The sequence below is a fragment of the Pedobacter lithocola genome (genome assembly GCF_042650845.1).
Taxonomy (GTDB): domain Bacteria; phylum Bacteroidota; class Bacteroidia; order Sphingobacteriales; family Sphingobacteriaceae; genus Pedobacter; species Pedobacter lithocola.
In genome coordinates, this window is record NZ_JBHSBW010000007.1 from 1,188,133 (window position 1) to 1,208,666 (window position 20,534).

12 protein-coding genes are annotated in these 20,534 nt (G+C 36.0%); 4 read left to right on the forward strand and 8 right to left on the reverse strand.

Going from position 1 to position 20,534, the window contains the following annotated elements; all coding sequences use genetic code 11:
- On the reverse strand, positions 1-2,754 hold the full coding sequence (locus ACFOWA_RS07475; RefSeq protein WP_378983494.1) for a family 78 glycoside hydrolase catalytic domain: 2,754 nt from the start codon (positions 2,752-2,754) through the stop codon (positions 1-3).
- Positions 2,755-3,027: 273 nt separating this feature from the next.
- On the opposite strand from ACFOWA_RS07475, the gene ACFOWA_RS07480 reads away from it, so the two are divergent.
- Positions 3,028-3,801, forward strand: coding sequence for an IclR family transcriptional regulator (locus tag ACFOWA_RS07480; protein ID WP_378983497.1), 774 nt, complete (start codon positions 3,028-3,030; stop codon positions 3,799-3,801).
- A 31-nt stretch (positions 3,802-3,832) separates the two neighbouring features.
- Here ACFOWA_RS07480 and ACFOWA_RS07485 read toward each other — a convergent pair whose 3' ends face one another.
- The 7 genes from ACFOWA_RS07485 to ACFOWA_RS07515 all read right to left on the reverse strand — a co-directional run bounded on the left by ACFOWA_RS07485 (position 3,833) and on the right by ACFOWA_RS07515 (position 18,246).
- A complete protein-coding gene (locus ACFOWA_RS07485; RefSeq protein ID WP_378983499.1) occupies positions 3,833-4,135 on the reverse strand; it encodes an alpha-L-rhamnosidase C-terminal domain-containing protein in 303 nt (100 codons plus the stop codon).
- Positions 4,136-4,178: 43 nt separating this feature from the next.
- Entirely contained in the window at positions 4,179-5,750 is a 1,572-nt protein-coding gene (locus tag ACFOWA_RS07490) for a sodium:solute symporter (protein ID WP_378983502.1), read from the reverse strand.
- Between the two features lie 95 nt (positions 5,751-5,845).
- Positions 5,846-9,466 (reverse strand): malectin domain-containing carbohydrate-binding protein, encoded by a 3,621-nt coding sequence (locus ACFOWA_RS07495; RefSeq protein ID WP_378983505.1) that lies wholly within the window; start codon positions 9,464-9,466, stop codon positions 5,846-5,848.
- The gene (locus ACFOWA_RS07500; protein WP_378983508.1) at positions 9,463-12,291 is read right to left on the reverse strand and encodes a glycoside hydrolase family 95 protein; all 2,829 of its coding nucleotides are present in this window, start codon (positions 12,289-12,291) and stop codon (positions 9,463-9,465) included. Before ACFOWA_RS07500 ends, ACFOWA_RS07495 begins: the two co-directional genes overlap by 4 nt.
- A gap of 9 nt (positions 12,292-12,300) precedes the next feature.
- On the reverse strand, positions 12,301-13,881 hold the full coding sequence (locus tag ACFOWA_RS07505; RefSeq protein WP_378983511.1) for a glycoside hydrolase family 28 protein: 1,581 nt from the start codon (positions 13,879-13,881) through the stop codon (positions 12,301-12,303).
- Positions 13,882-13,945: 64 nt separating this feature from the next.
- Positions 13,946-15,493 carry an MGH1-like glycoside hydrolase domain-containing protein gene (locus tag ACFOWA_RS07510; protein ID WP_378983514.1) on the reverse strand — a complete coding sequence of 516 codons (1,548 nt, stop codon included), beginning with the start codon at positions 15,491-15,493 and terminating at the stop codon, positions 13,946-13,948.
- Positions 15,493-18,246, reverse strand: coding sequence for an alpha-d-galacturonidase (locus ACFOWA_RS07515; RefSeq protein ID WP_378983517.1), 2,754 nt, complete (start codon positions 18,244-18,246; stop codon positions 15,493-15,495). Before ACFOWA_RS07515 ends, ACFOWA_RS07510 begins: the two co-directional genes overlap by 1 nt.
- Before the next feature lie 305 nt (positions 18,247-18,551).
- Between ACFOWA_RS07515 and ACFOWA_RS07520 the strand changes: the two genes are divergently transcribed.
- The 3 genes from ACFOWA_RS07520 to ACFOWA_RS07530 are packed head-to-tail and all read left to right on the forward strand — an operon-like array spanning position 18,552 to position 20,527.
- Complete coding sequence (locus tag ACFOWA_RS07520) at positions 18,552-19,316, forward strand: SDR family NAD(P)-dependent oxidoreductase (RefSeq protein WP_378983519.1); 765 nt, start codon at positions 18,552-18,554, stop codon at positions 19,314-19,316.
- 24 nt (positions 19,317-19,340) lie between these two features.
- The gene (locus ACFOWA_RS07525; protein WP_378983521.1) at positions 19,341-20,198 is read left to right on the forward strand and encodes a fumarylacetoacetate hydrolase family protein; all 858 of its coding nucleotides are present in this window, start codon (positions 19,341-19,343) and stop codon (positions 20,196-20,198) included.
- Positions 20,198-20,527 (forward strand): L-rhamnose mutarotase, encoded by a 330-nt coding sequence (locus ACFOWA_RS07530; protein WP_378983522.1) that lies wholly within the window; start codon positions 20,198-20,200, stop codon positions 20,525-20,527. The genes ACFOWA_RS07525 and ACFOWA_RS07530 overlap by 1 nt, the downstream gene beginning before the upstream one ends.
- Positions 20,528-20,534 lie beyond the last annotated feature (7 nt).

Consider the following 20,534-nt stretch of genomic DNA (forward strand, 5'->3'; position numbering starts at 1 on the left):
CTATTTCACGTTAAATTTATAATAGCCAGAACCCACAGCAATTTTCGACCTTCCATTTTCAAAACCAAGTGATTTGAACGTAGAATTATGCACTTCAGATACCTTTTGATTTGATGAAACCGGTAGATAAACCACTGCCGTTGTATTTACCGGAATGTTAACCTCCATTTCAAAGTTGTTGGCTGTTTTATTCCAGTTTGTAGATATTTTACCATAAGCAGAATTGTATTCCGTTTGTGCCGATGTTAAATCGCCAACTACTTCAGGGTAAATTTTAATTTTGTTGAAGGCTGTAGCATTTTCTTCCTGTCGGATACCTCCCACACCGCTGTAAAACCATTCCATTAAATGCCCTAGCATAAAATGATTGTTTGAAACCGTTGGCAAAGCTGCCCAGCTTTCTGTTAAAGCTGTAGCCCCTTTTGCAATTTGCATTCCATATCCAGGTACATCAGAGCGGCTGTTCATATCGAAAATCACATCCGATTTTCCTGCATCTTCCAAAACACGCAACACGTAACGATAGCCAATATCGCCAGCTGTTAAACCATTTTTATTATTTCTAATATCCTTTACCAAATTATCAATTACTGCTTGTTTATCTTTTTCATCAACCAGTTGCATATAAACCGCCATGGCATTTGCGGCCTGACTACCAGTACCATATTGTTTGGTTTTGGCATCAAAAAACTTTTGGTTAAAGGCTCTTCTAACCGCTACAGCCAGTTTCAAATAAGCTGTGGCATCTTCCTGTTTGTTTAATAAGGAAGCTATTTTCTCTAAAATTTTTAAATCATAATAGTAAATTGCTGTAGCGGTAATGCCCATTGGTGTTAATTGCGAAACCCCGGGTGGTTTTACTCCTAAATCGTACCAATCGCCCAACCCTTGCGATAAAATGTTATTATCAGCTTTTGTAGCTAGATATTTGATGTATTGCTGCATCATTGGGTAATAATCAACCATTGCCTGCTTATCGCCATACCATTGATACAAATACCATGGCAACAAAATGCCGCTACTTCCCCACTCCGGCGAATCGCGAAACATATCTCCACCCCATTCAAACTTAACATATTCGGGTGCAATTGCAGGGATTAAACCATTGGCCAATTGCGAATTTTTCATGTCTTGCAATGCCTTCTTAAATAACGGAGCAGCATTGAAATTGTATCCTACAGCGTTGCCCATCAAATGTAATTGCTCTAACCAACCCAGTTTTTCGCGGTGCGGACAATCCGTAAATACACTAAACATATTACTTTTTACGGACCAGTTGATTAGGCTGAACGTTTGATTAAGCAACTGGTTTGATGATGTAAATTTACCAACCTGTTCGGCTGCATTTCTAACATGTAGAGATTTCAAACTTTCTATAATGGTGTTATTATCTTCCTTTTGCTTGCCCGATGGAATAGCACCTTTTACTTGCAGGTATCGAAAACCCGTGTAAAAGAATTTCGGCCGCCAGGTTTCTAAGCCATTTCCTTTTAAAATATAAGTGAAATACGATGGTCCGCCGATGTTTTTTTGTGTAACAGAACCATCTGCTTTTAACAATTCTGCAGGTGTTATGCGAATGGTATCGCCTTTTTTACCCCTAACTTTTAATTCGATAATGGCTGAAGAGTTCTGTCCCATATCATAAACCCACTCTCTGTTTGATAAAGGATTGATGCTTTGAGCAGAGAAATTTTCGAAAACTTTTACCGCCTCTTCTTTCTGAGCACTGAGTTTTGGACCATTAACCAATAGCGCTGATTGCCAATTGCTATCATTAAAACCAGATAAATTCCAACCTGGTTGCTCTAGGTTTGCATTATAATCTTCACCACCATAAATGCTAGAGAAAGTTATGGGCGATGGTGTGGTTTTCCAGCTTTCGTTACTCACAATATTTGCAGAAGTTCCATCGGTATATTCAATTTGCAGGCGACAAATCATCTTAGGATAACCAAAAGCAACCTTTAGTTTTCTATATCTATCTTTTATTGGCGGGATGTAGTAAAAACCATTTCCCAGCATTACGCCAACCACATTTTCTCCTTTTTTGATTTGCTTGGTCACATCATAAGTTACATACAATGCCTGCTTATCATATTTTGTCCAGCCGGGAGCTAAAAAATCATCACCAACTTTTTTGCCATTTAAACTCATTTCGAAATGCCCTAAACCAGAAATGTAAGCCGTTGCCTTTTTTACAATTTTTTCAACTGAAAAATCTTTGCGAAACATTGGCAATACATTGTTGGTATTGTACTTATCTTTCTTGCCATCAGAAGGCAAAATATTTACATTCGAATCAGCTATTTTTTCATGAGCAATCCATTTTGCATTGCTCCAATCTGCAAACTGTAACAAACCCATTTGAAAAGATGCAGTATTGCTCCAGTTGGATTCATTTTTTTGGTTATCCCAAACTTTAACTTTCCAATAATAGGTTTTAGTTGCCAACAGTTTAGAACCATTGTATTTTATTTGAATAGATTGACTAGAATTTGCCTTTTTTGAATCCCAAACATCACCTATATTTTTATTTAAAGCCGCTAAACTTCCCGAAACCAAAACATGATAAGCCGATTGCAACACATTGTGTTTTGATGATTGTAGCTTCCAACTTAAATAAGGGTTTACAATATCGATACCTATCGGATTATTTCTGTATTCGCAACTTACATGTGCAACCTTAATCTCCTGAGCAAAAAGCGGAAAACTGAGCAGATAAAGCCAGGAAAAGATTACGAGTTTGTTCATCAACTATTGCACATCTTTAGGGATGTTTGCTTAGGTTTATAATTTGGTTATCGTGTTAAATTTTGGTAGAAATTAAATTCTTAATATTTTAAATTAAGATTTATAAATTACTTAACTTTAGATTTAACGGGTAATTCAAATATAAATCTTTTTTTTAAATATGAAAAGATATAATCGTGTTTTAATTATATAATTTTTCTGAAAACAAGAATTATCAAAGCATTTTGTATGTTTGAAACTCTAAAAGTAACGCTACTACCAAATTAAGCCTTTATGAAAGAAAACGAATCGAAATATCAGGCACCTGCATTAGACAAAGGACTGGATATTTTAGAATATCTCTCTTCACAATCTATACCTTTATCTCAAACCGAAATTGCAATCGGCATTGAGAAAACGCCGAATGAAATTTACAGAATGTTAATGAGTTTGGAAGGCCGTGGTTATATTTTACGTGATGAAGTTTCGGGAAAATATCGATTATCACTTAAGCTTTTTTACTTGTCGCATCGCCATTCTCCTATGGATGAATTGCGAAAAGCAGCTCAATTTCCACTCGAAGAACTTGCTAATACCATTCGCCAATCTTGCCATGTAAGTATTTTATATATGAACCAGGTTATGGTTATTATCCATGCTAAAAGTCCGGGGCCAATTGCGCTTTCTATAGAAGAAGGAAATTTATTTCCACTTCCTTTAACCGCATCAGGCAAGGTTTTATTGGCCTTTATGCCCGAGGCAGAACGTAGCACAACTTTAAAAAATAATGCTATTTTTAAGAAATATCATAAAACGCAACAAGAAGAATTTTTAACATCTCTGGAAGATATTCAGCAAACTGGTTCGTACCTTAAAAATAGTGATTCGGTTTCAGGCGTTACCGATATTTCTGTTCCAATTGGTGTTTCGAGTAATAATGGAACAATTGCTTGTTTAACTATTTCTATGTTAAACGCATTGAATACAGATAAAACTATTGAAAACGATGTAATTTTAGAAGAGGCTTACAAATGCGTTAAGAAGATTGAACAAAGAATTGGTGTTTAAATTATTTTAGAGTGGGCTTAATTTTAATATACTAACTGCTGTATTTCACTAAATAATTAACTCCTTTTTCGATCGTAACCTCATAAATTCCTTTTGAAATTTCTTTAATCTCAGCACCTTTTAGTTGAGGTTTAGTTTTACTTTTAAACCGCAATTTTCCGGAACCTGTTGCCGCAGAAACTTTAATCTCTTTCTTGTTCATGTAAACTAAAATATCGCCGTTTGGAGTTGGAACTTTTCCTTCCATCCATTCCAAACCGCCCAAATTTGGTTGGATGGTATAGGTTTCATAGCCAGCAGAAAGCGGACTAACGCCTAAATAATATTTCCCCAATAAATAAATCGGACTGGGGTTATAATTTATAGGTTTGATTAGCTTAATTCGTAGCCGTTATTTTTCTATTCTTAAATTTGGTGAGAATAATGCCTGTTAGAAAGATGGTTAAAGTACCCACTACAATTATCATATTTTTGTGCAGAGGATAGCTGAAAGCTTCATACTTGGTTGGTAGCAAGTAAGAAAAAGTCATCCAAATGATTACTGCAATACCAATCATGGTAGCAATAATTGCCTCATGATTTTTGGTTTGCCTGCTTACAATTCCAAGCAAAAATAACCCGAGCATTCCGGCAGCAAAAATCCCTGAAAGTTCCCACCAAACATCCAGAATACTTTTAACACCAATCATTGCGATGCCGGCGAGCATACCTAATAGTCCAAATCCTATGGTTGCAATATGAAGCAGCGATAAATTTTGCCGCTCTGTAACATCAGGCTTAATGTATCGTTTGTAAATATCAACCGAAAATACCGTTGCCGATGCATTCATCCCCGAACTGATGGTACTCATTGCGGCCGATAAAATCGCTGAAACAATTAAGCCCACCAAACCAACAGGAATTTTTGTAACCATAAAATGAGGCATAATTTTATCGCCATAATCAGCGGATGTAAGGGAATTTTCTAATTTTAAAATTTCAGCTGATGAAGAATTTATCGGCAATCTCTCTACTGCAACCTGATGTTTAATGGATTGTATTAAATCGGGATTAACTTCGTAATAGGCGTATAAGCAAGATCCTATAATAAAAAACAATAGTGATGCAGGAATATAAAGCCATACACATAACCAAATAGATTTTGATGCTGCTTTGCTTGATGAAGCCGTGTGATAACGTTGAATGTAGTTTTGATCCATCCCAAAGTTGTTTAGGTTGATAAAAAATCCATACAACAGAACCACCCAAAAAGATGAGCCAATAAAATCGGGTTTTAAGCTGCCTAAACTAAATTTATTTGCCGATTGGCCTATAGTTACAATTTTTGAAACACCACCAGGCATATTTGAAATAATGAGATACAGAATGAGTAATGCACCAAAGGTTTTAACAACCGCCTGCACAACTTCTGTCCATATTACAGCCTTAATACCACCCAAAACTGTGTATAGTATAATGCAAACTCCCATTACCACCATAATCATTTGCATAGAATAGCCGGTTAATGCCTGTAAGCTTAAAGCAATACCAAAGAAGATAGAACCCATCCTTGCCAACTGTGTAAGTAAAAAACAAATTACGGCATATACCCTAGCCCATGCACCAAAGCGATTTTCTAAATGCGTATAGGCCGAGATCTCTCCACTATTCCTATAAAATGGAACAAAATATTTCGATGCTATCCAAGCTGCAAGGGGCATAGATATGCTGAAAACAAATGCATTCCAGTTGCCTCCAAAAGCTTTACCGGGCACACCCAAAAAAGTATTGCTGCTTAAAAAGGTTGCATAAATAGATAAACCTATTGCCCAACCTGGGATAAGACCAGATGCCTTTGTAAACTGTTCGGTGTTTTTATTTTTTCTAGAGAAATAAAACCCAACCAATATCATTCCAACGAGATAAATGAAGATTATAGCAAGATCGAATACAGGTAATCCCTTCATCATCAGTTGGCTCGTTTATTAATTTGGTTAAAACAAATATGCATTACCATATTTTGTTATTTGTATAAGATTTTGGCTATAAACTATATCATATTATCTTATTGAACATCAAGGGCATCGATATATAATCCTTTGCTTTCTTTTGCTATTATCTTAAGCTTATAACTACCAGCGTTAATCATGCTGCCGGTATTGGTATTAAAATAATTCCATTTTCCGTCTTTAGTTGGCAGAAATTCGGCGTTTTCCGTTTTCATTACGGTGCCATCAGCAGATGAAAATTCAAGGATGGCTTTTAAAGGTTTATCGCCAGGATTATGATATTTAATGGTCAGCGAATAAGTATCAGCTACACCAACTCCAATTTTAAACTCTAAAACATTTCCATTTGTGCCTTTAAAAAGAACCCGCTGTTTATTTAAAAAGTCTTCTTTTACTAAACCATCACCACTTAAGGTTGCATCTGTAGCTTTATAACTTGTTACGGTTTTTAAATCGTATGCAGGCTCTAAATTGCTTGGTGGTATTATGGCTACGATTGAAATGTTCTGATCCAAATCAACATTTTCGCCCTTTGCATATCTCTTTCTATAAACTTTGAAACTTTGCTCCGCACTATTTTTAACAAAGGTTTTCGTGTCTTCAAAGCCAATATGTTTATCTGGATTATCCTTCTCAATACCTATAAATACATCAACTTCTTTATTAACGCGAAAGCTAATTTTTTGATGGTTTAACTTTGATTGAATCCACTCTGCACCGTAAAAATTAGGTGGTAAATCAGTAAATTCAATATTCTTATCGAGATATTGTTTGTCGCCGATATCCATCCAGCTTGTAGATTTAAAATTTTTATCGGATAAAATAAGCGCATTACTTTTAGGAACAACCTTTAATGATTTATCTAAACTTGCAATTGAAATTGCCGAAATTAAGGCTTGGCCAACTTTTACGTTGGGAAATGATATTGTCAAATTGCCCGACTTAGCAAAAACCTTAACAGTTTTTTTAAGAAGTGAATTTGTTCCAACTTCTTTCCAAATATCTAAATCCTGTATTACTATTTTATCGTCCACGGCAACATCAAACAAACGCATTCCTTGAGCATTTATACCACCACCTACACCCAACCATGGCTCGATAAAATACATATCGACCAAATATTCTCCGTCTTTTGGAACTTTAAATTCAAATTTCAACTGTTCTCTGCCGTACCGAAATGTTTGGAAAAGTTTCCAATCGGTAGTGCCGTTTATTGGAGAAAAGGTTCTACGTTGGCTAGCAAAAAAATCAGGAATACCGGAAAATGCAGCCGTCCATGAGGTTGAACCATAATTTCCATCATTTTCCATTTGCTGGTCTTTATACCATAGTTTTCCGTATTTGTCTTTATAATCTGGTCCACCGCAATTTATTCTATACAGATAATTATAAGCTGGATTTGGCTTGAAGATATTTTTATCAGTTGTTAGTTTATTAGAATTGGGCGCCTCAGGTAAATTATTTAATATGATATAATCTTTAGCAATTGCTTTACCATCTACATAACCAATTGCATATAGCAAATTATAAGTTACATTAGGTTTATCCCATTGAAAATGTGTTCCAATTTCAGCACGAGTTTTTCTTCCTAACGATTTGTTATTTATATCATTAAACAATTCCACTTCATCGCAATTGGAATAAACAACAATGCTATCTTTTATCCCAGATTTTGTCCATCTATTCGGCCAAGTGTGCGATACTATATAAACCATTGGTTCGGTTTTCTTTGGAGCGTAATTTGCCCTGAACATGTAATAAATATCCGTGGGTTCTTCCCAAGGTGTGAACATGCCTTTGTAATTAACTGGCCCGATTCTATCCAAATCTCGCAAACCTTCGCCGCCTTGTACCCTTCCAGGATTATCATGAGAGCTATACAGCCAAAAAAAATGGCCGGCTGTTTTATCTCTTACTGATTCTGCCAAACGAACTTTAGTTTCCATTAAATTGGTCATGTTGTTCTCTGTGTAACCTTTTTCGGCAGGATTTAAATGATGTAAATCGATGGTTCTCCATGCACCATACTCCCCAACCAAAACCTGTTTCTGCAAATCATCACCATAGGTTAAAGGATTACCACCGTAGGTTCCCGTCCAATTTTGCGGCACATCCCAGTCGGTTCCTTTACCTCCATTACACGTTGTAACTTTGCGTTGAGATGAAGCGGTTGGATCTAACTTTCTAATCAATTCTGTACATTCTTTAGCAAAATCTTCGGGCAAGGTACTCTCATTTTCTAATCCCCATAAAACCACAGCAGGGCTATTTCTTCGTTCTTTTACCCAATCTGTTAAAAGCGATTTAAAGTTCTTTCTAAATTCTGGTGTATCGTACCAGATGTGTGCTGCCATTTGCGTCCAACATAAAATACCTAGCTTATCCCAATAATCTGAATACAGCAAATTATGAGGTTGATGTGCGTCGCGAAATGCATTAAATCCGGCAGACTTAATTTGCATCACTCTTGACTTTATTTGCTCAGGCGGAAATGCATGGCTTTGACCAATCAAATGTTCATATTCTGCAATACCATTTATAAAAACTGGTTTTCCGTTTAAAAAGAATTGCTTTTGATCGGTTTTATCTCCTATTGGCCAGCTTATCCACCGGATACCGTAAGGTGTTTTAATTTCATCGACAAGCTTGCCATTTTCTATAACTTTTGTTTTTAAAGTATAGAGATATGGATTTTCTAGCGACCAAAGTTTTGGATTAATCAGGTCATCGATTTTTTGCGAAATGATGATTTCTTTGCCTGCGGGGATGTACTTTGAAGCCTTTAATTCTTTTACAATATTCCCAGTTTTATCTATCAATTTAGATATTAAAACTAGTGATTTTGGTTTAATACCATAATTTTTTAAAGTAGTTTCGATGTTTAAGATTGCCCGTTTTGAGGATATTTTATCATCATTCCAGATGTGAACACCGAAAGGTTGAATCCTTGCCTCGCTGGTTACCACTAAGTGTACAGCTCTGAAAATTCCCATGGGTTGCGAACCTTCAGAAAAACCGCGTTCGGTAGAACAGCCACCATCAACCCAAGGTAAATCCTGAATATTTGCAGGATGGTCTGCCCTTACTGATAAAACATTATTTTGATTATTTAATTTGATATTAGTAGTTACATCCAAGGTGAAAGTTGTTCGTCCGCCTGCATGGAAACCAACTTTTTTACCATTAAGCCAAATTGTTGCGTAAGAACCTACGCCTTCAAAATATAGAAAAAATCTTTTTCCTTGCCTAATTTCATTGCTTTTGAATGTTTTACGATACCAGGCGTAGCCATGTTTGTTGCCATGCAGTTTTCTTTGGTAGCCTTCATATTGATCCCAATTGTGCGGAACGCTAATTTTTTTCCATTGGGCTGTATTGTAGGTTTCATTTTCAAAACCAACAAATGCATTAATATTTTTTTCATCTGCGATGCTAACCCAATCTGTATTTAATGAAATGTCTTTTCTTTTTTGTGCTGAAATTGTTGGAATGGATAGCAATAGGAATATAAGATTTACTAGGCTTATTCGCCATGCTAGACTTACGAAGTTTACCAGGCCTGAGCGAGCTGAAACTTCGTAAGTCTTCAACTGCCCAGTTAGACTTACGAAGTTTAACAAGCCTGAGCGAGCGGAAACTTCGTAAGTCTTCAAAGCAATTTTTTTCAAATCCTTCATAGCACCTTTAAATCTCCGTTAAAACTGTATGTTTCGCCAGCTTTTGTGTTTACACTAATTAGCTTACTGTTATATTTGATTCTACACGCCCCACCCACTTTTGATTTAATGTTCAAGCCAATTAACTTTCCTTTATCCCAACTTAAATCGACAATAAAACCACCCCTTGCGCATAAACCTTTTATATCTCCAAAAGGTAATTCTGTGGGTAATGCAGGCAAAACCTCGATGTAACCTTGATGGCTTTGCATTATCATTTCGGCAATGCCGGCGGCACCACCAAAGTTTCCGTCAATTTGAAATGGTGGATGCGCATCAAATAAATTTACATAAGAACCCGCACCATTTTGAGCTGGCTTGAGCAATAGTTTAATTAGTTTCACGGCATGATCGCCATCTTTAAATCTTGCCCAGAAATTAATTTTCCATGCCAAACTCCATCCTGTTGCGTCATCGCCACGGTATAATAACGATTGCCGGGCTGCTTCCATCATTTTTTTGTCCTTCTCCCACGTAATATCATCTCCAGGAAAAACACCCCATAAATGCGAAACATGACGGTGTTTGTTTGTGGTATCATCTTTATCTTCTAACCATTCTTGCAACTGCCCAAATTTACCGATTTGATTAGGTGCAATTTGGGCAAGCTTTTGCGCAAGTATTTTGCTAAATTCTTCATCCTCCCCTAACACATTCGATGCTTCAATACAGTTTTTAAAAAGTGTTCTGATGATTTGATGATCCATTGTTGGCCCGGCGACTAAACCTCCGTTTTCTGGGGAATTTGATGGTGTGCTTATAAGCCATCCGGTTTTTTCATCCTTAACCAAAAATTCATTAAAGAATAATGCTGCACCTTTCATTAAAGGATAGGCCTCCGCTTTTAAAAAATTTTTATCCTGCGTAAATAAATAATGTTCCCATAAATGCTGACTTAACCAACCGCCACCTGTTACCCAAATGCCATGATTGGAGGCATTAATAGGCGCTGTACCGTTCCATATATCTGTATTATGATGTAAAACCCAACCTTTGGCGTTGTAATATTCGTTGGCTGTTTCTTTTCCCGATAAGGATAAACCTTCAGTTTTTTTAAATAGTGGTTCATTCAACCGAGATAAATTTAGAATTTCTGATGGCCAATAATTCATCTCCATATTAATGTTTGTGGTATATTTACTGCCCCAAGGTGGTGTAAGCAGATCATTCCAAATGCCTTGCAAATTGGCTGGCTGTGTACCTGGTCGAGAGCTCGAAATCAACAAATATCTTCCATACTGCATGTACAAACCCGCAAATGATGGATCCATGGATGTAGAAAATTGTTCCAGACGTAAATCAGTCCGCAGTTTATCGTTAGCAGAAGTACCGAAATTTACACTGAATGTGTGGAAATAAGATTGATATTCTCGAATGTGTTTTTGCTTAACGGTTTCATAACTGTTGCTTTTGATACCCAGTTGGCGGCTATTATTTATTAAATTAGGATTACCAGAAACATTATTAGCGTTTACAAAAGTTGTTGCTGCAGTTAAGTAAAATGTTACTTCATCGGCACCGTTAATGCTTACTTTATTATTAATTATTTTTATAGAACCATTTTTCGTTTCTACTTTTAACCAACTTTCACCCTTCAAAGCACCATTTTTTACCATAACCTGTAATGAAATAGAATTGTTGCTTAAGGTTTTTACGGATGATTTTTGGTGAATGCTTGATAATGCTGCTTCAACATTTATAGATTTATTTTTACTTGCCGTTAAATGAACAACCATTGCCTGATTAGGCTCACTAGCAAAATATGATCTGTAATAAGTAATTCCATCGGTTGTATAAGTAGTTTTTGCAATCGCAGTTTTTAAATCTAAGGAACGTTTATAATTGGTGAATTGATTTTTGCCATGCTTAAACGTTAGATTTAAATCACCGAATGGTTGATAACTTGCTTGATATTGAGGAACTTCGGGAGGATTTTCATCCTGAATTTTATATTTCCATTCTTTAACTAATGATACACCATTTTCGACGTTTGAACCTTCAGGAAAAATTCCAATATGCCTCTTGGTATCTTTGTAACCTGCAATTCCACCTTTATCATAATAGTTTAAAACCAGAATGGCGAGAGAATTTTTGCCGGCTTTGATGTGCTTAGCAGGAATAATATATTTTCTGGGTTCTAAGTTATCTGTATTACCAACCAAAGCACCATTAATATAGGTGAAATCCTGATCGCGAATACGATTTAAATCTAAAACCAAATTTTTACCCAACCAATTTGCAGGAACATTAAATGTTGTTCTAAACCATACTGCACCATCTAAGTTAGCCAAGCCTACCAACTCCCAGCCTTCATAAGATGGAACTTTCATGCTCTTCCAATTGCTATCATCAAAAGTTTCGAGCGACGGATTTCCTTTAATCCCTTTTTCAGATTGCATTTCACTGATCCAATTTGCTCTATCTCCGGTTTCACTTTGCAGTCCCATAAATTCTTTCTGGGCTAAATCTTCTGCTTCCTTTTGTTTACCTGCTGATAGTAATTTTCTTATTTGTGGTAAATAAGCAGATGCTCCTTTTTTATTATAGTTTCTCGGTTTTCCGGTCCAAAGGGTTTCCTCGTTAAATTGAATATGGTCATTTTCTACACCACCAAAAATCATTGCACCTAAACGTCCATTCCCAATTGGTAAAGCATCTGTCCATTTTTCTGCAGGTTTTGTGTACCAAAGTGATGTATTTTCTTGTGCATAGACATTAAAATTTAGCAGCATTAAAACAATGCTAATTAGCAGCCGCCAAGAAAGTGTAAAATTTACTACTGCCATTTGAAATAATTATTGTCCCTTATCACCAGAAATTACCCTAACATTTTCTGCAACTTCTTGCTCTTTAACAATACCATTTTTAGCGTTATTGAAATTATTATTCCCAATAGAAATGTTCTTGGTTTTATCACCGCTTAACCTTAAATAAGTGTTAGTGCCTGCAGTTGGAAACGCATTATATAGAAAAACGTCGCTTACATTTTTTAAGTCGATAACTGCAGATTTTGCTATTGGCGTGTAGGTTTTAACATTATCTATGGTTAAATTATGTACGTTAGCTGCTGAAAGCGCAGCACCAATTTCGGTGTTAACTTCAACATTATGAAATTCGATTCTATTTGCATAACCAATACTAAAACCAGTTTTTGCATCCATATTAATATCACTAAACGTAATATTTTCTATTGGCATTTCTTCCAAACCATTTAAGTAACCCGCTTGATTAACTTGCCCTGTAATGTTACTAAAATGAAGGTTTCTAAACCTTGGTGTTCGCTCGGAAACGGGTTCAGGATTGGTTTTTGCATATTGCATATCTAATACAATAGCCTGCTGACCGATGTTTTTCATGATGATATTATTAACTCTAATATCCTCCACAACTCCGCCTCGTCCTCTTGCAGTTTTAATTCTTATACCTCGGTCTGTTCCATCAAATACACAATTCGAAATCGCAATTTTTCTTACATCACCAGACATTTCACTTCCAATAACAACGCCACCATGACCAGATAACATTGTACAATTTGTTATGGTATAGTTTTCTGCCGGAATTGCCATTTTTCTACCTGGTGCATCCTTGCCCGATTTTATGGTAATGCAATCATCGCCTACGCTGATGTGACAATCGGATATATGAACATTTTTACATGATTCGGGGTTAATCCCATCTGTATTTGGTGAGTGTGGATTATTAATGGTTACATCATGGATTTTGATATTCTCACAAAATTCGGGGTTGATGGTCCAGAAAGGTGAATTTCTTATGGTGATGCCATCAATGATGATATTCTTGCAAAACATAGGTTGTATAAACGGCGGACGAAGAAATCCACGCTTCATTTGCTTTGCATCATCAGGCAGCAAAATATCTTTATTTAGTGCATCAAAAGTGGTTTGCCATTTCGAGCGAGGTTGACCTTCTTTATATCCTTCAACAAAATCCCACCATTTTTTTCCGTGGCCATCTATTAAGCCCCTACCAATTATCGAAATGTTTTCAACCTTATAGGCGTAAAAAGGAGGCGAAAATGAAGTTACATCAACACCTTCATACCTGCTTTTAACCATTGGCAAATAATCATCAAAATTATCGCTAAAGTGTATTTCTGCTCCGGCATCGATAAATATGGTGATGTTACTTTTAAGATGAATCGAACCTGTTAAATATTTCCCAGCTGGAAAATAAACGGTACCGCCACCAGCCTTTGAAGCAGCATCAATAGCATTTTTAATTGCTGTTGTGGCTAATTTACTGCTATCGTTTTTCGCTCCATACTTTATAACATTGTAAAAAGACTGGGCATGAGCAGCACATCCAAAGCAAATTGCAGTAACAAAAACTAACGACTTAATTATATAGCACTTCATTTAGGTTGATTTTAATCTTCTTAGGTAATTCAAATTAACTATTAATTCGCTCTGCATGAACACGTTAAATTAAATTAACTTTTACAGGTTTAAAGTTTTTGCCTTTGTAAATTTCTTTACCATCAGCGTAAATAAAAAAGCCTTTGCCTTTGTTGTATTTGGTTCCAGTTTTATCCCACAACAATGTTATAATTTTGCCATGATAGGAAACATTATCGAGCATAAACCAATCCCATTTTCCTTTTGGCACCAATGGATAAATTTCTAAAACATTATCCATTCGCGGTTTTAAACCAATTAAATCGCTTATTACCAAATCGCAAAAAGTAGAGTGGTTGTAAAAACTACTTCGGGGATTATCTCCTTTTAACCATTCGCCATTTTTTTCATTCTGATATTCTCCAATATATGGTTTGCCATTTTTTTGATGTGACAATGCGTATTGATGAAGTTCATCGTAAAAAACGCTTGCCGTCATTTTACCATGGTTTTTATAATTATTTAATAGGTTTGATAGACCTTTAAGCGTTTGTGAACTTGCAAAAGGCCATAAAGCACCATCCCATTCGCAACCATGGCCAGAACCGCGAGTTCTAAATGTTGGGTTTCTCCTTTCGGCGGTGGTTAAACCCCAAGGTGCCTTAAAACCAGCAGTATCTAATAACTGATTCCAGGCTTTGGCATATGTGCTTTTATCGTCCGGTAAATTGAAATCCCAAGGTGTAAATCCAATGGCTTCCCTAACATTTGCCAATCCTTTTTTAGGTAGTTTAGTTTCAAAAAACAAAGATGACGCATTCCATAAACTATCCTGAACAAGTTTTTTAAGGGTAACTGCTTTCTGATGATATTTAAGCTTAAGAGTTTGTTCGTTCAATAAATCAGATATACTTGCCAAAGCTTTGGCATTGCCATACATGTAGCTATTAATGGTTGGCCTACGATTTTCATCTCTGCGAGAACCACTAATTGATTCTTCCATCCCATCTTTAACATCGTGCTGCCAAAACAAGCCACTTTTAAGCTGCCGTTCCTTTTCCCATTTCTCATAATCCATATCCAGAGCAGGTAAAATTCCTTTTAAAAAATCAGAATCGGGTTTTACCATATAATTTGCCAGAACAGCATCATCTATCCAACTGCTAAATTGATGGAAACGTGGTTTGGTTTGATTAACATCTGACTTGTAAAGCCAAAAATTAATGTAATCTTTTAAATAATCAGTTTGCTTTAACCAGCGACCTTCGTAAATATGATGCCCTAAAGCACAGCTAATGGAATTGTATTTACCTGCATGTTTTACAGGCTCGATAAATTCGGTAAAGATAAATCCATCGGGCGTTTTAACCAGGTGCTTACGAAACGACCACCATCTAAAATAGTAATTCTTTTCAATCACATCATCTGGGCAATCCAGCAATGGAACGTTGTAGTTTAGCCATTCTAAAGATTCATCATTCGGTACAAAGTTTTTTACAGCCTCGGTATCAATCGAGTTGAAATATGCTACGTAGCTTTGCAATTTAGCCTTTAACGGAGTTGTTTGTTGTCCAAAAGCTGAAAATGAAACCAGCAGCCAAATTGCAATTAAAAAGTTTTTCTTATTTACCATTATTCAAATAACCAATCAATATCCTTACCTCTACCATCTAAACCTGCATTAAAAATCCGCAGTTCTAGTTTATCATCTATAAAACCTAAAATCAAACAGGCACCTTCACCTAATGTTAACGTATGTGTTCCTGCAGGGAAAGAATAGGCATGAACATTTACTGGAGCAAAACCATTAACCACCAAGGCATTAGAAATCTTAATTTCTGATTGCCCGTAATTATTTGCACTTGCATCTATTTCTAATTGAGGCGGCAAAAGTGTTTTATTATCTTTTTGATTGAAATATCCTACCAGTATTTTAACCGCGTTTTTCGTGCTAAAGTTTATCGTTGTTCCGTTTTGTATTTGATTCTCTCTAGATAAATTTAAACCCTTTAAACCAACCAATTGCTCAGTAATTTCCTTTATTTGGTTAGTGGAATCAGTAAATACGGCAGCATTCTTTTCTAGTAGATAACTTTTTACATCATTTGATAAAATCTTTACATCAGCATTTTTGTAAGGAATTATTTTAGCGATGGTAGCTGTTTTGGCCGATTTTAAAGAATCTATACTTTGTTTAAAATGATTTAATTCCTTAGTAAAAACAGGCATCATCTCTTTCCAATGGATAAAAGTTTTATCAACGCCACGCATCGGAATTTTCCGTTGTTTGGTTTGCATACTGTTTGCATACAGATATTCATTTTCTGTTAGCTTTGTTAAAACCGTATAATAATCTAAGCTTTTTTGTAAAAATGGAAGTGCCTTTTCTAAATCTGTAACATCATTAGAATATTTAAACCTTAAAACCCAAAGTGCCGCCTTTACCTTTTCGGCGTAAAAATTTGCCATGGCATCATAGCAATACATATCATTTTTTAGCCTTCTAAATTCTGCCGTATCTTTTTTAACAGAAGAAGATGCCTTATCGATAGCAGTAACAGCATTCTTTCCATGCTCCACTACTTCTTTAGCGATTTGCACCGGAGTTTCACCAATATGACCTTGCTTCTTCCACTCCTTTTCCGCGTAGTCGATTATAATTTCTCCTTCAGGCGCTTCTGATTCATACATCAACGTAAATAAACCATAACGAAAAGGATTGATAAGCTGAGTCATAAGCATTCCAAGTGTAAGGGTTTGGCGGTTTCCATCGGTAATTCCATATCGCCTTAAAAGTTTAGGTGCTATCTCTCCCGATTCTTCATAAGCATTTAAAATTGCTTTCCCGTTTGATAAATCAGTTCCATATTTAGTAGCAAGTTCTTTACCCCAATAATTAATTTCTCCTGTTCTATCCCTTTCGCTATTCCATGCATACCGAGCCCATTCTTTATACCAAATCCAATCTCTATCAATTTGCAGTTCGCGGGTTTTAGTTTTATCTGCGGTATATGGCCAATCCCAATAACTTGCTTGCGGGTATAAATGCAAACCTTTTGCGCCATAGATTTTATTCATTGCTTGTACAGATTTTTGAATAAAATCTGCCGAACCATATCTAAACGGTTCCAAATTAGCTAAAATATGAACGTTGGAAATATTAAACGTTCCAATAGATGCCAATTTCCGATTAAGTTCTGCCCATGCCCCACGCGGTGCGTAAGTTGTTAAAGCTTCGCCGTTAAATTTGTTTTCAGTATATAGATTTTTATAAAATGGCAAAGCAGCTTTCATTACTGCAGGTGCATCTGTATCATGTGCTCGTAAAACAATTGGCGGCTCTATTTTAAGCCCGGCTGCTTTTAAACCATCTTTTACTCCAGGAATAATGGTTTTTGTAAACCAGTCGATATCATCTTGCCCTACACCTTCCATTGCTTCGCCGAGGGCAACCATTAAACCAACATTTGGATATTTTTCTACAAAGGCCGCTATAGATTTTCGTGTATAATCAGCAATTAGCGGCACAATTGGGCGATTTCTGTCTTGCGTTTTTAAGCCATGTTTATCTGCAAATGGTTTAGGAATTATAATGTTATAAAACATTTGAATAACCCAAATCCCTCTTTTATCTGCTTCGGTGGTTAAAAATTTAAATATTTCCTCGTTCTTTTTAAAGGTAGCATCGTCAACCTCAACAGCATAAGGATAATCTTTTAACTTTATGAGTGATGAAAATGGATGTCCGTTCCAAAGATAAAGTGAATTATAACGGTTATCTACCATCATATCTAAATACTTTATCCACAACTGTTTATCGTATAACCAAGGGAAAGTTTCGGGTGTGTAGGGGTATTCATAAACATCATGACCAGGCAGGTAATCGGTTTTCTGTAAACCGATACATGTTCCTCTCATTACCATTTCCGGGTGGTCTGTTATAGAAAGTTGGGTTGGAATTTTTCCTTCAGCGGTAATTTTTTCACTTAAATCAATACAACCATATAAAGTTCCCGAATGGTCTGCACCAACAATGTATAATGTCCCATCCTTATCGTAGGAGATGGAAAAACCTTCCTTTCCGGCATTTAAAGCAAGATTTTTAATAGATACTGGAAGTAAACTGGTTAAAACTTTATCTGCAATAGTGCTGATTACAATGGCATTTTTCCCTTTTGGCAGTTTCCCTTTATAATCAACCACCTTAAAATTAATTGCATAACCAACTTTATTTAAAGTTTCGAGCAAACGTTTGGTTCCAAAATTAACTCTTTGTCCACCTTGACTAGATATATAGATTGTTTTAGATTCCTTTTGCAGTTTAGCTGCTACAGTAATTTTTGGCGCTATAAATAAAAGGGAAATAAAAATTAGGAAATTTCTCATTCAATTCTGGTGCAAGTATCAAAACCGTTTAATAAGTTTTGAAGTATATTTGGTTAATTATTATTTAAATATAAAAATAATATTCAAATATAAGTAATTACGCTAAAGGCTTATGTAAAATTCTTGCAAGGTCAATGCTGATTTTGACATTTAAAAGGCCTATGACAATATCAGCCAATATTTAGATAAAAAGTTAAAATGTAATTCCAAATAAATCCGTTTTATTTGTAGGAAGATAGTATATACTTTTAATTTAAAATAACTATCGCTATTTTAACCGTACAATCAAATATAACCCTAAATAGATGTTTTCATTACAAAATAAACGAGCAGTAGTAACAGGTGGAGGAAGCGGTATTGGTAAGGCAATTGCAACTATCTTAGCAAAGCAAGGCGCAGAAGTTCACATCATTGAGCTTGGTTTAGAACAAGCAGAAACTGCTTTGACAGAAATATCTGCAGCTGGCGGAAGTGCTTTTAGTTATGCCTGTGATGTTGCCGACCACAAAGCCGTTAAAGAAGTGTTTGCGAAAATTGGCAAAATTAATATTCTGGTAAACAATGCTGGAATTGCGCATATTGGCAAGGCAGATACAACTGAAGAAGCCGATTTTGACCGAGTTATGAAGGTAAACGTTAAAGGCGTTTACAATTGTTTGTATGCTGCTATTCCACAAATAAGGTTAACCGGTGGTGGTGTAATCATCAATATGGCCTCCATTGCTTCATTAATTGGCTTGCCAGATCGTTTCGTTTATAGCGCTGCAAAAGGTGCCGTAAAAGCAATGACCATGAGTGTTGCAAAAGATTATATCGGCGAAAATATCAGATGTAATTCCATTTCTCCGGCTCGTGTACACACCCCATTTGTTGATGGCTTTTTACAAAAAAACTATCCCGATAATATTCCTGAAATGTTCGAAAAGCTTTCTAAAACACAACCCATTGGCCGAATGGCAAAGCCTGAAGAAGTAGGTGCTTTAGCCTTATATTTATGCAGTGATGAAGCGGCATTTATAACCGGCTGCGATTACCCGATTGATGGTGGCTTTACTACATTAAACAACTAATACTGCAACGAAAAATAGATTACAATGAAATTAATACGATTTGGCGAAATAGGATTTGAAAAACCTGGAGTAATTATAGATGATAAATACTACGATGTTTCTTCGCTTGTAAAAGATTATAATGAAGAATTTTTTGCCGGTGATGCGATTAAAAAATTAGCTACTGATATAGAAACAGCTAAACTTCCAGAAGTTGATAAAAATGTGCGTTTGGGAGCAGCTCTTGCTCGTCCTTCAAAAATAATTTGTGTTGGCTTAAATTATAAAGATCATGCTGCAGAAACCAATGCCCAAATACCAACAGAACCTATTTTGTTCTTCAAAGCTACCTCTGCAATTGTGGGTCCGAATGATAATTTAGTGATACCGAAAAACAGTAAAAAAACGGATTGGGAAGTTGAACTTGCCATCGTAATTGGTAAAAAAGCAAGCTATGTTTCTGAAGAAAATGCCTTAGAACACATTGCAGGTTATGTTTTACATAACGATTATAGCGAACGCGAATTTCAAATAGAAAGAAACGGGCAATGGGTAAAAGGAAAAAGTTGTGACTCTTTCGCTCCTATCGGACCATTTATTGCCACACTAGATGAAATTAGTGACATTCATAGCTTGCGTTTATGGCTTACCGTTAATGGCAAAACGCTACAAGATGGCAATACATCAAACCTGATTTTTAATGTACCATTTATGGTATCGTACATTAGCCAATTTATGACGCTTTTACCCGGCGATGTGATTACAACAGGAACGCCAGCCGGAGTTGGTTTAGGTCAGAAACCAGAACCTTGGTACTTAAAACCTGGCGATGTTGTAGAGCTGGGCATTGATGGTTTGGGAAGCAGTAAACAAACTGCCGTGGCGTATAAAGAAAATTTATAATGAAAAGACACTGTTTTGCACTCGATTTAATTGATGATGATAAGCTTATTGCTGAATACAAAGAATATCATACTGCCGTGTGGCCAGAAATTGTAGACAGTATCAAATCAGCAGGTGTAGAAGAACTAGAGATCTACCTGTTCGGTAACCGATTATTTATGATAATGGAGGTAAATGAAGCATTTTCATTCGAAGCCAAAACGAAATCAGATTTAGAAAATGGAAAAGTACAAGAATGGGAAAAATTGATGTGGAATTACCAAAAAGCAATGCCTGGTGCCAAACCTGGTGAAAAATGGATGCGAATGGAACACATTTTTAAACTTTAATACAATA

What these genes read in the sequence shown, in the direction of transcription:
- ACFOWA_RS07530 (WP_378983522.1), top strand. Translation starts at nt 20,198, where the DNA reads ATGAAAAGACACTGTTTTGCACTCGATTTAATTGATGATGATAAGCTT.
- ACFOWA_RS07505 (WP_378983511.1), bottom strand. Translation starts at nt 13,881, where the DNA reads ATGAAGTGCTATATAATTAAGTCGTTAGTTTTTGTTACTGCAATTTGC.
- ACFOWA_RS07515 (WP_378983517.1), bottom strand. Translation starts at nt 18,246, where the DNA reads ATGAGAAATTTCCTAATTTTTATTTCCCTTTTATTTATAGCGCCAAAA.
- ACFOWA_RS07525 (WP_378983521.1), top strand. Translation starts at nt 19,341, where the DNA reads ATGAAATTAATACGATTTGGCGAAATAGGATTTGAAAAACCTGGAGTA.
- ACFOWA_RS07520 (WP_378983519.1), top strand. Translation starts at nt 18,552, where the DNA reads ATGTTTTCATTACAAAATAAACGAGCAGTAGTAACAGGTGGAGGAAGC.
- ACFOWA_RS07500 (WP_378983508.1), bottom strand. Translation starts at nt 12,291, where the DNA reads ATGGCAGTAGTAAATTTTACACTTTCTTGGCGGCTGCTAATTAGCATT.
- ACFOWA_RS07490 (WP_378983502.1), bottom strand. Translation starts at nt 5,750, where the DNA reads ATGATGAAGGGATTACCTGTATTCGATCTTGCTATAATCTTCATTTAT.
- ACFOWA_RS07510 (WP_378983514.1), bottom strand. Translation starts at nt 15,493, where the DNA reads ATGGTAAATAAGAAAAACTTTTTAATTGCAATTTGGCTGCTGGTTTCA.
- ACFOWA_RS07495 (WP_378983505.1), bottom strand. Translation starts at nt 9,466, where the DNA reads ATGAAGGATTTGAAAAAAATTGCTTTGAAGACTTACGAAGTTTCCGCT.
- ACFOWA_RS07475 (WP_378983494.1), bottom strand. Translation starts at nt 2,754, where the DNA reads ATGAACAAACTCGTAATCTTTTCCTGGCTTTATCTGCTCAGTTTTCCG.
- ACFOWA_RS07480 (WP_378983497.1), top strand. Translation starts at nt 3,028, where the DNA reads ATGAAAGAAAACGAATCGAAATATCAGGCACCTGCATTAGACAAAGGA.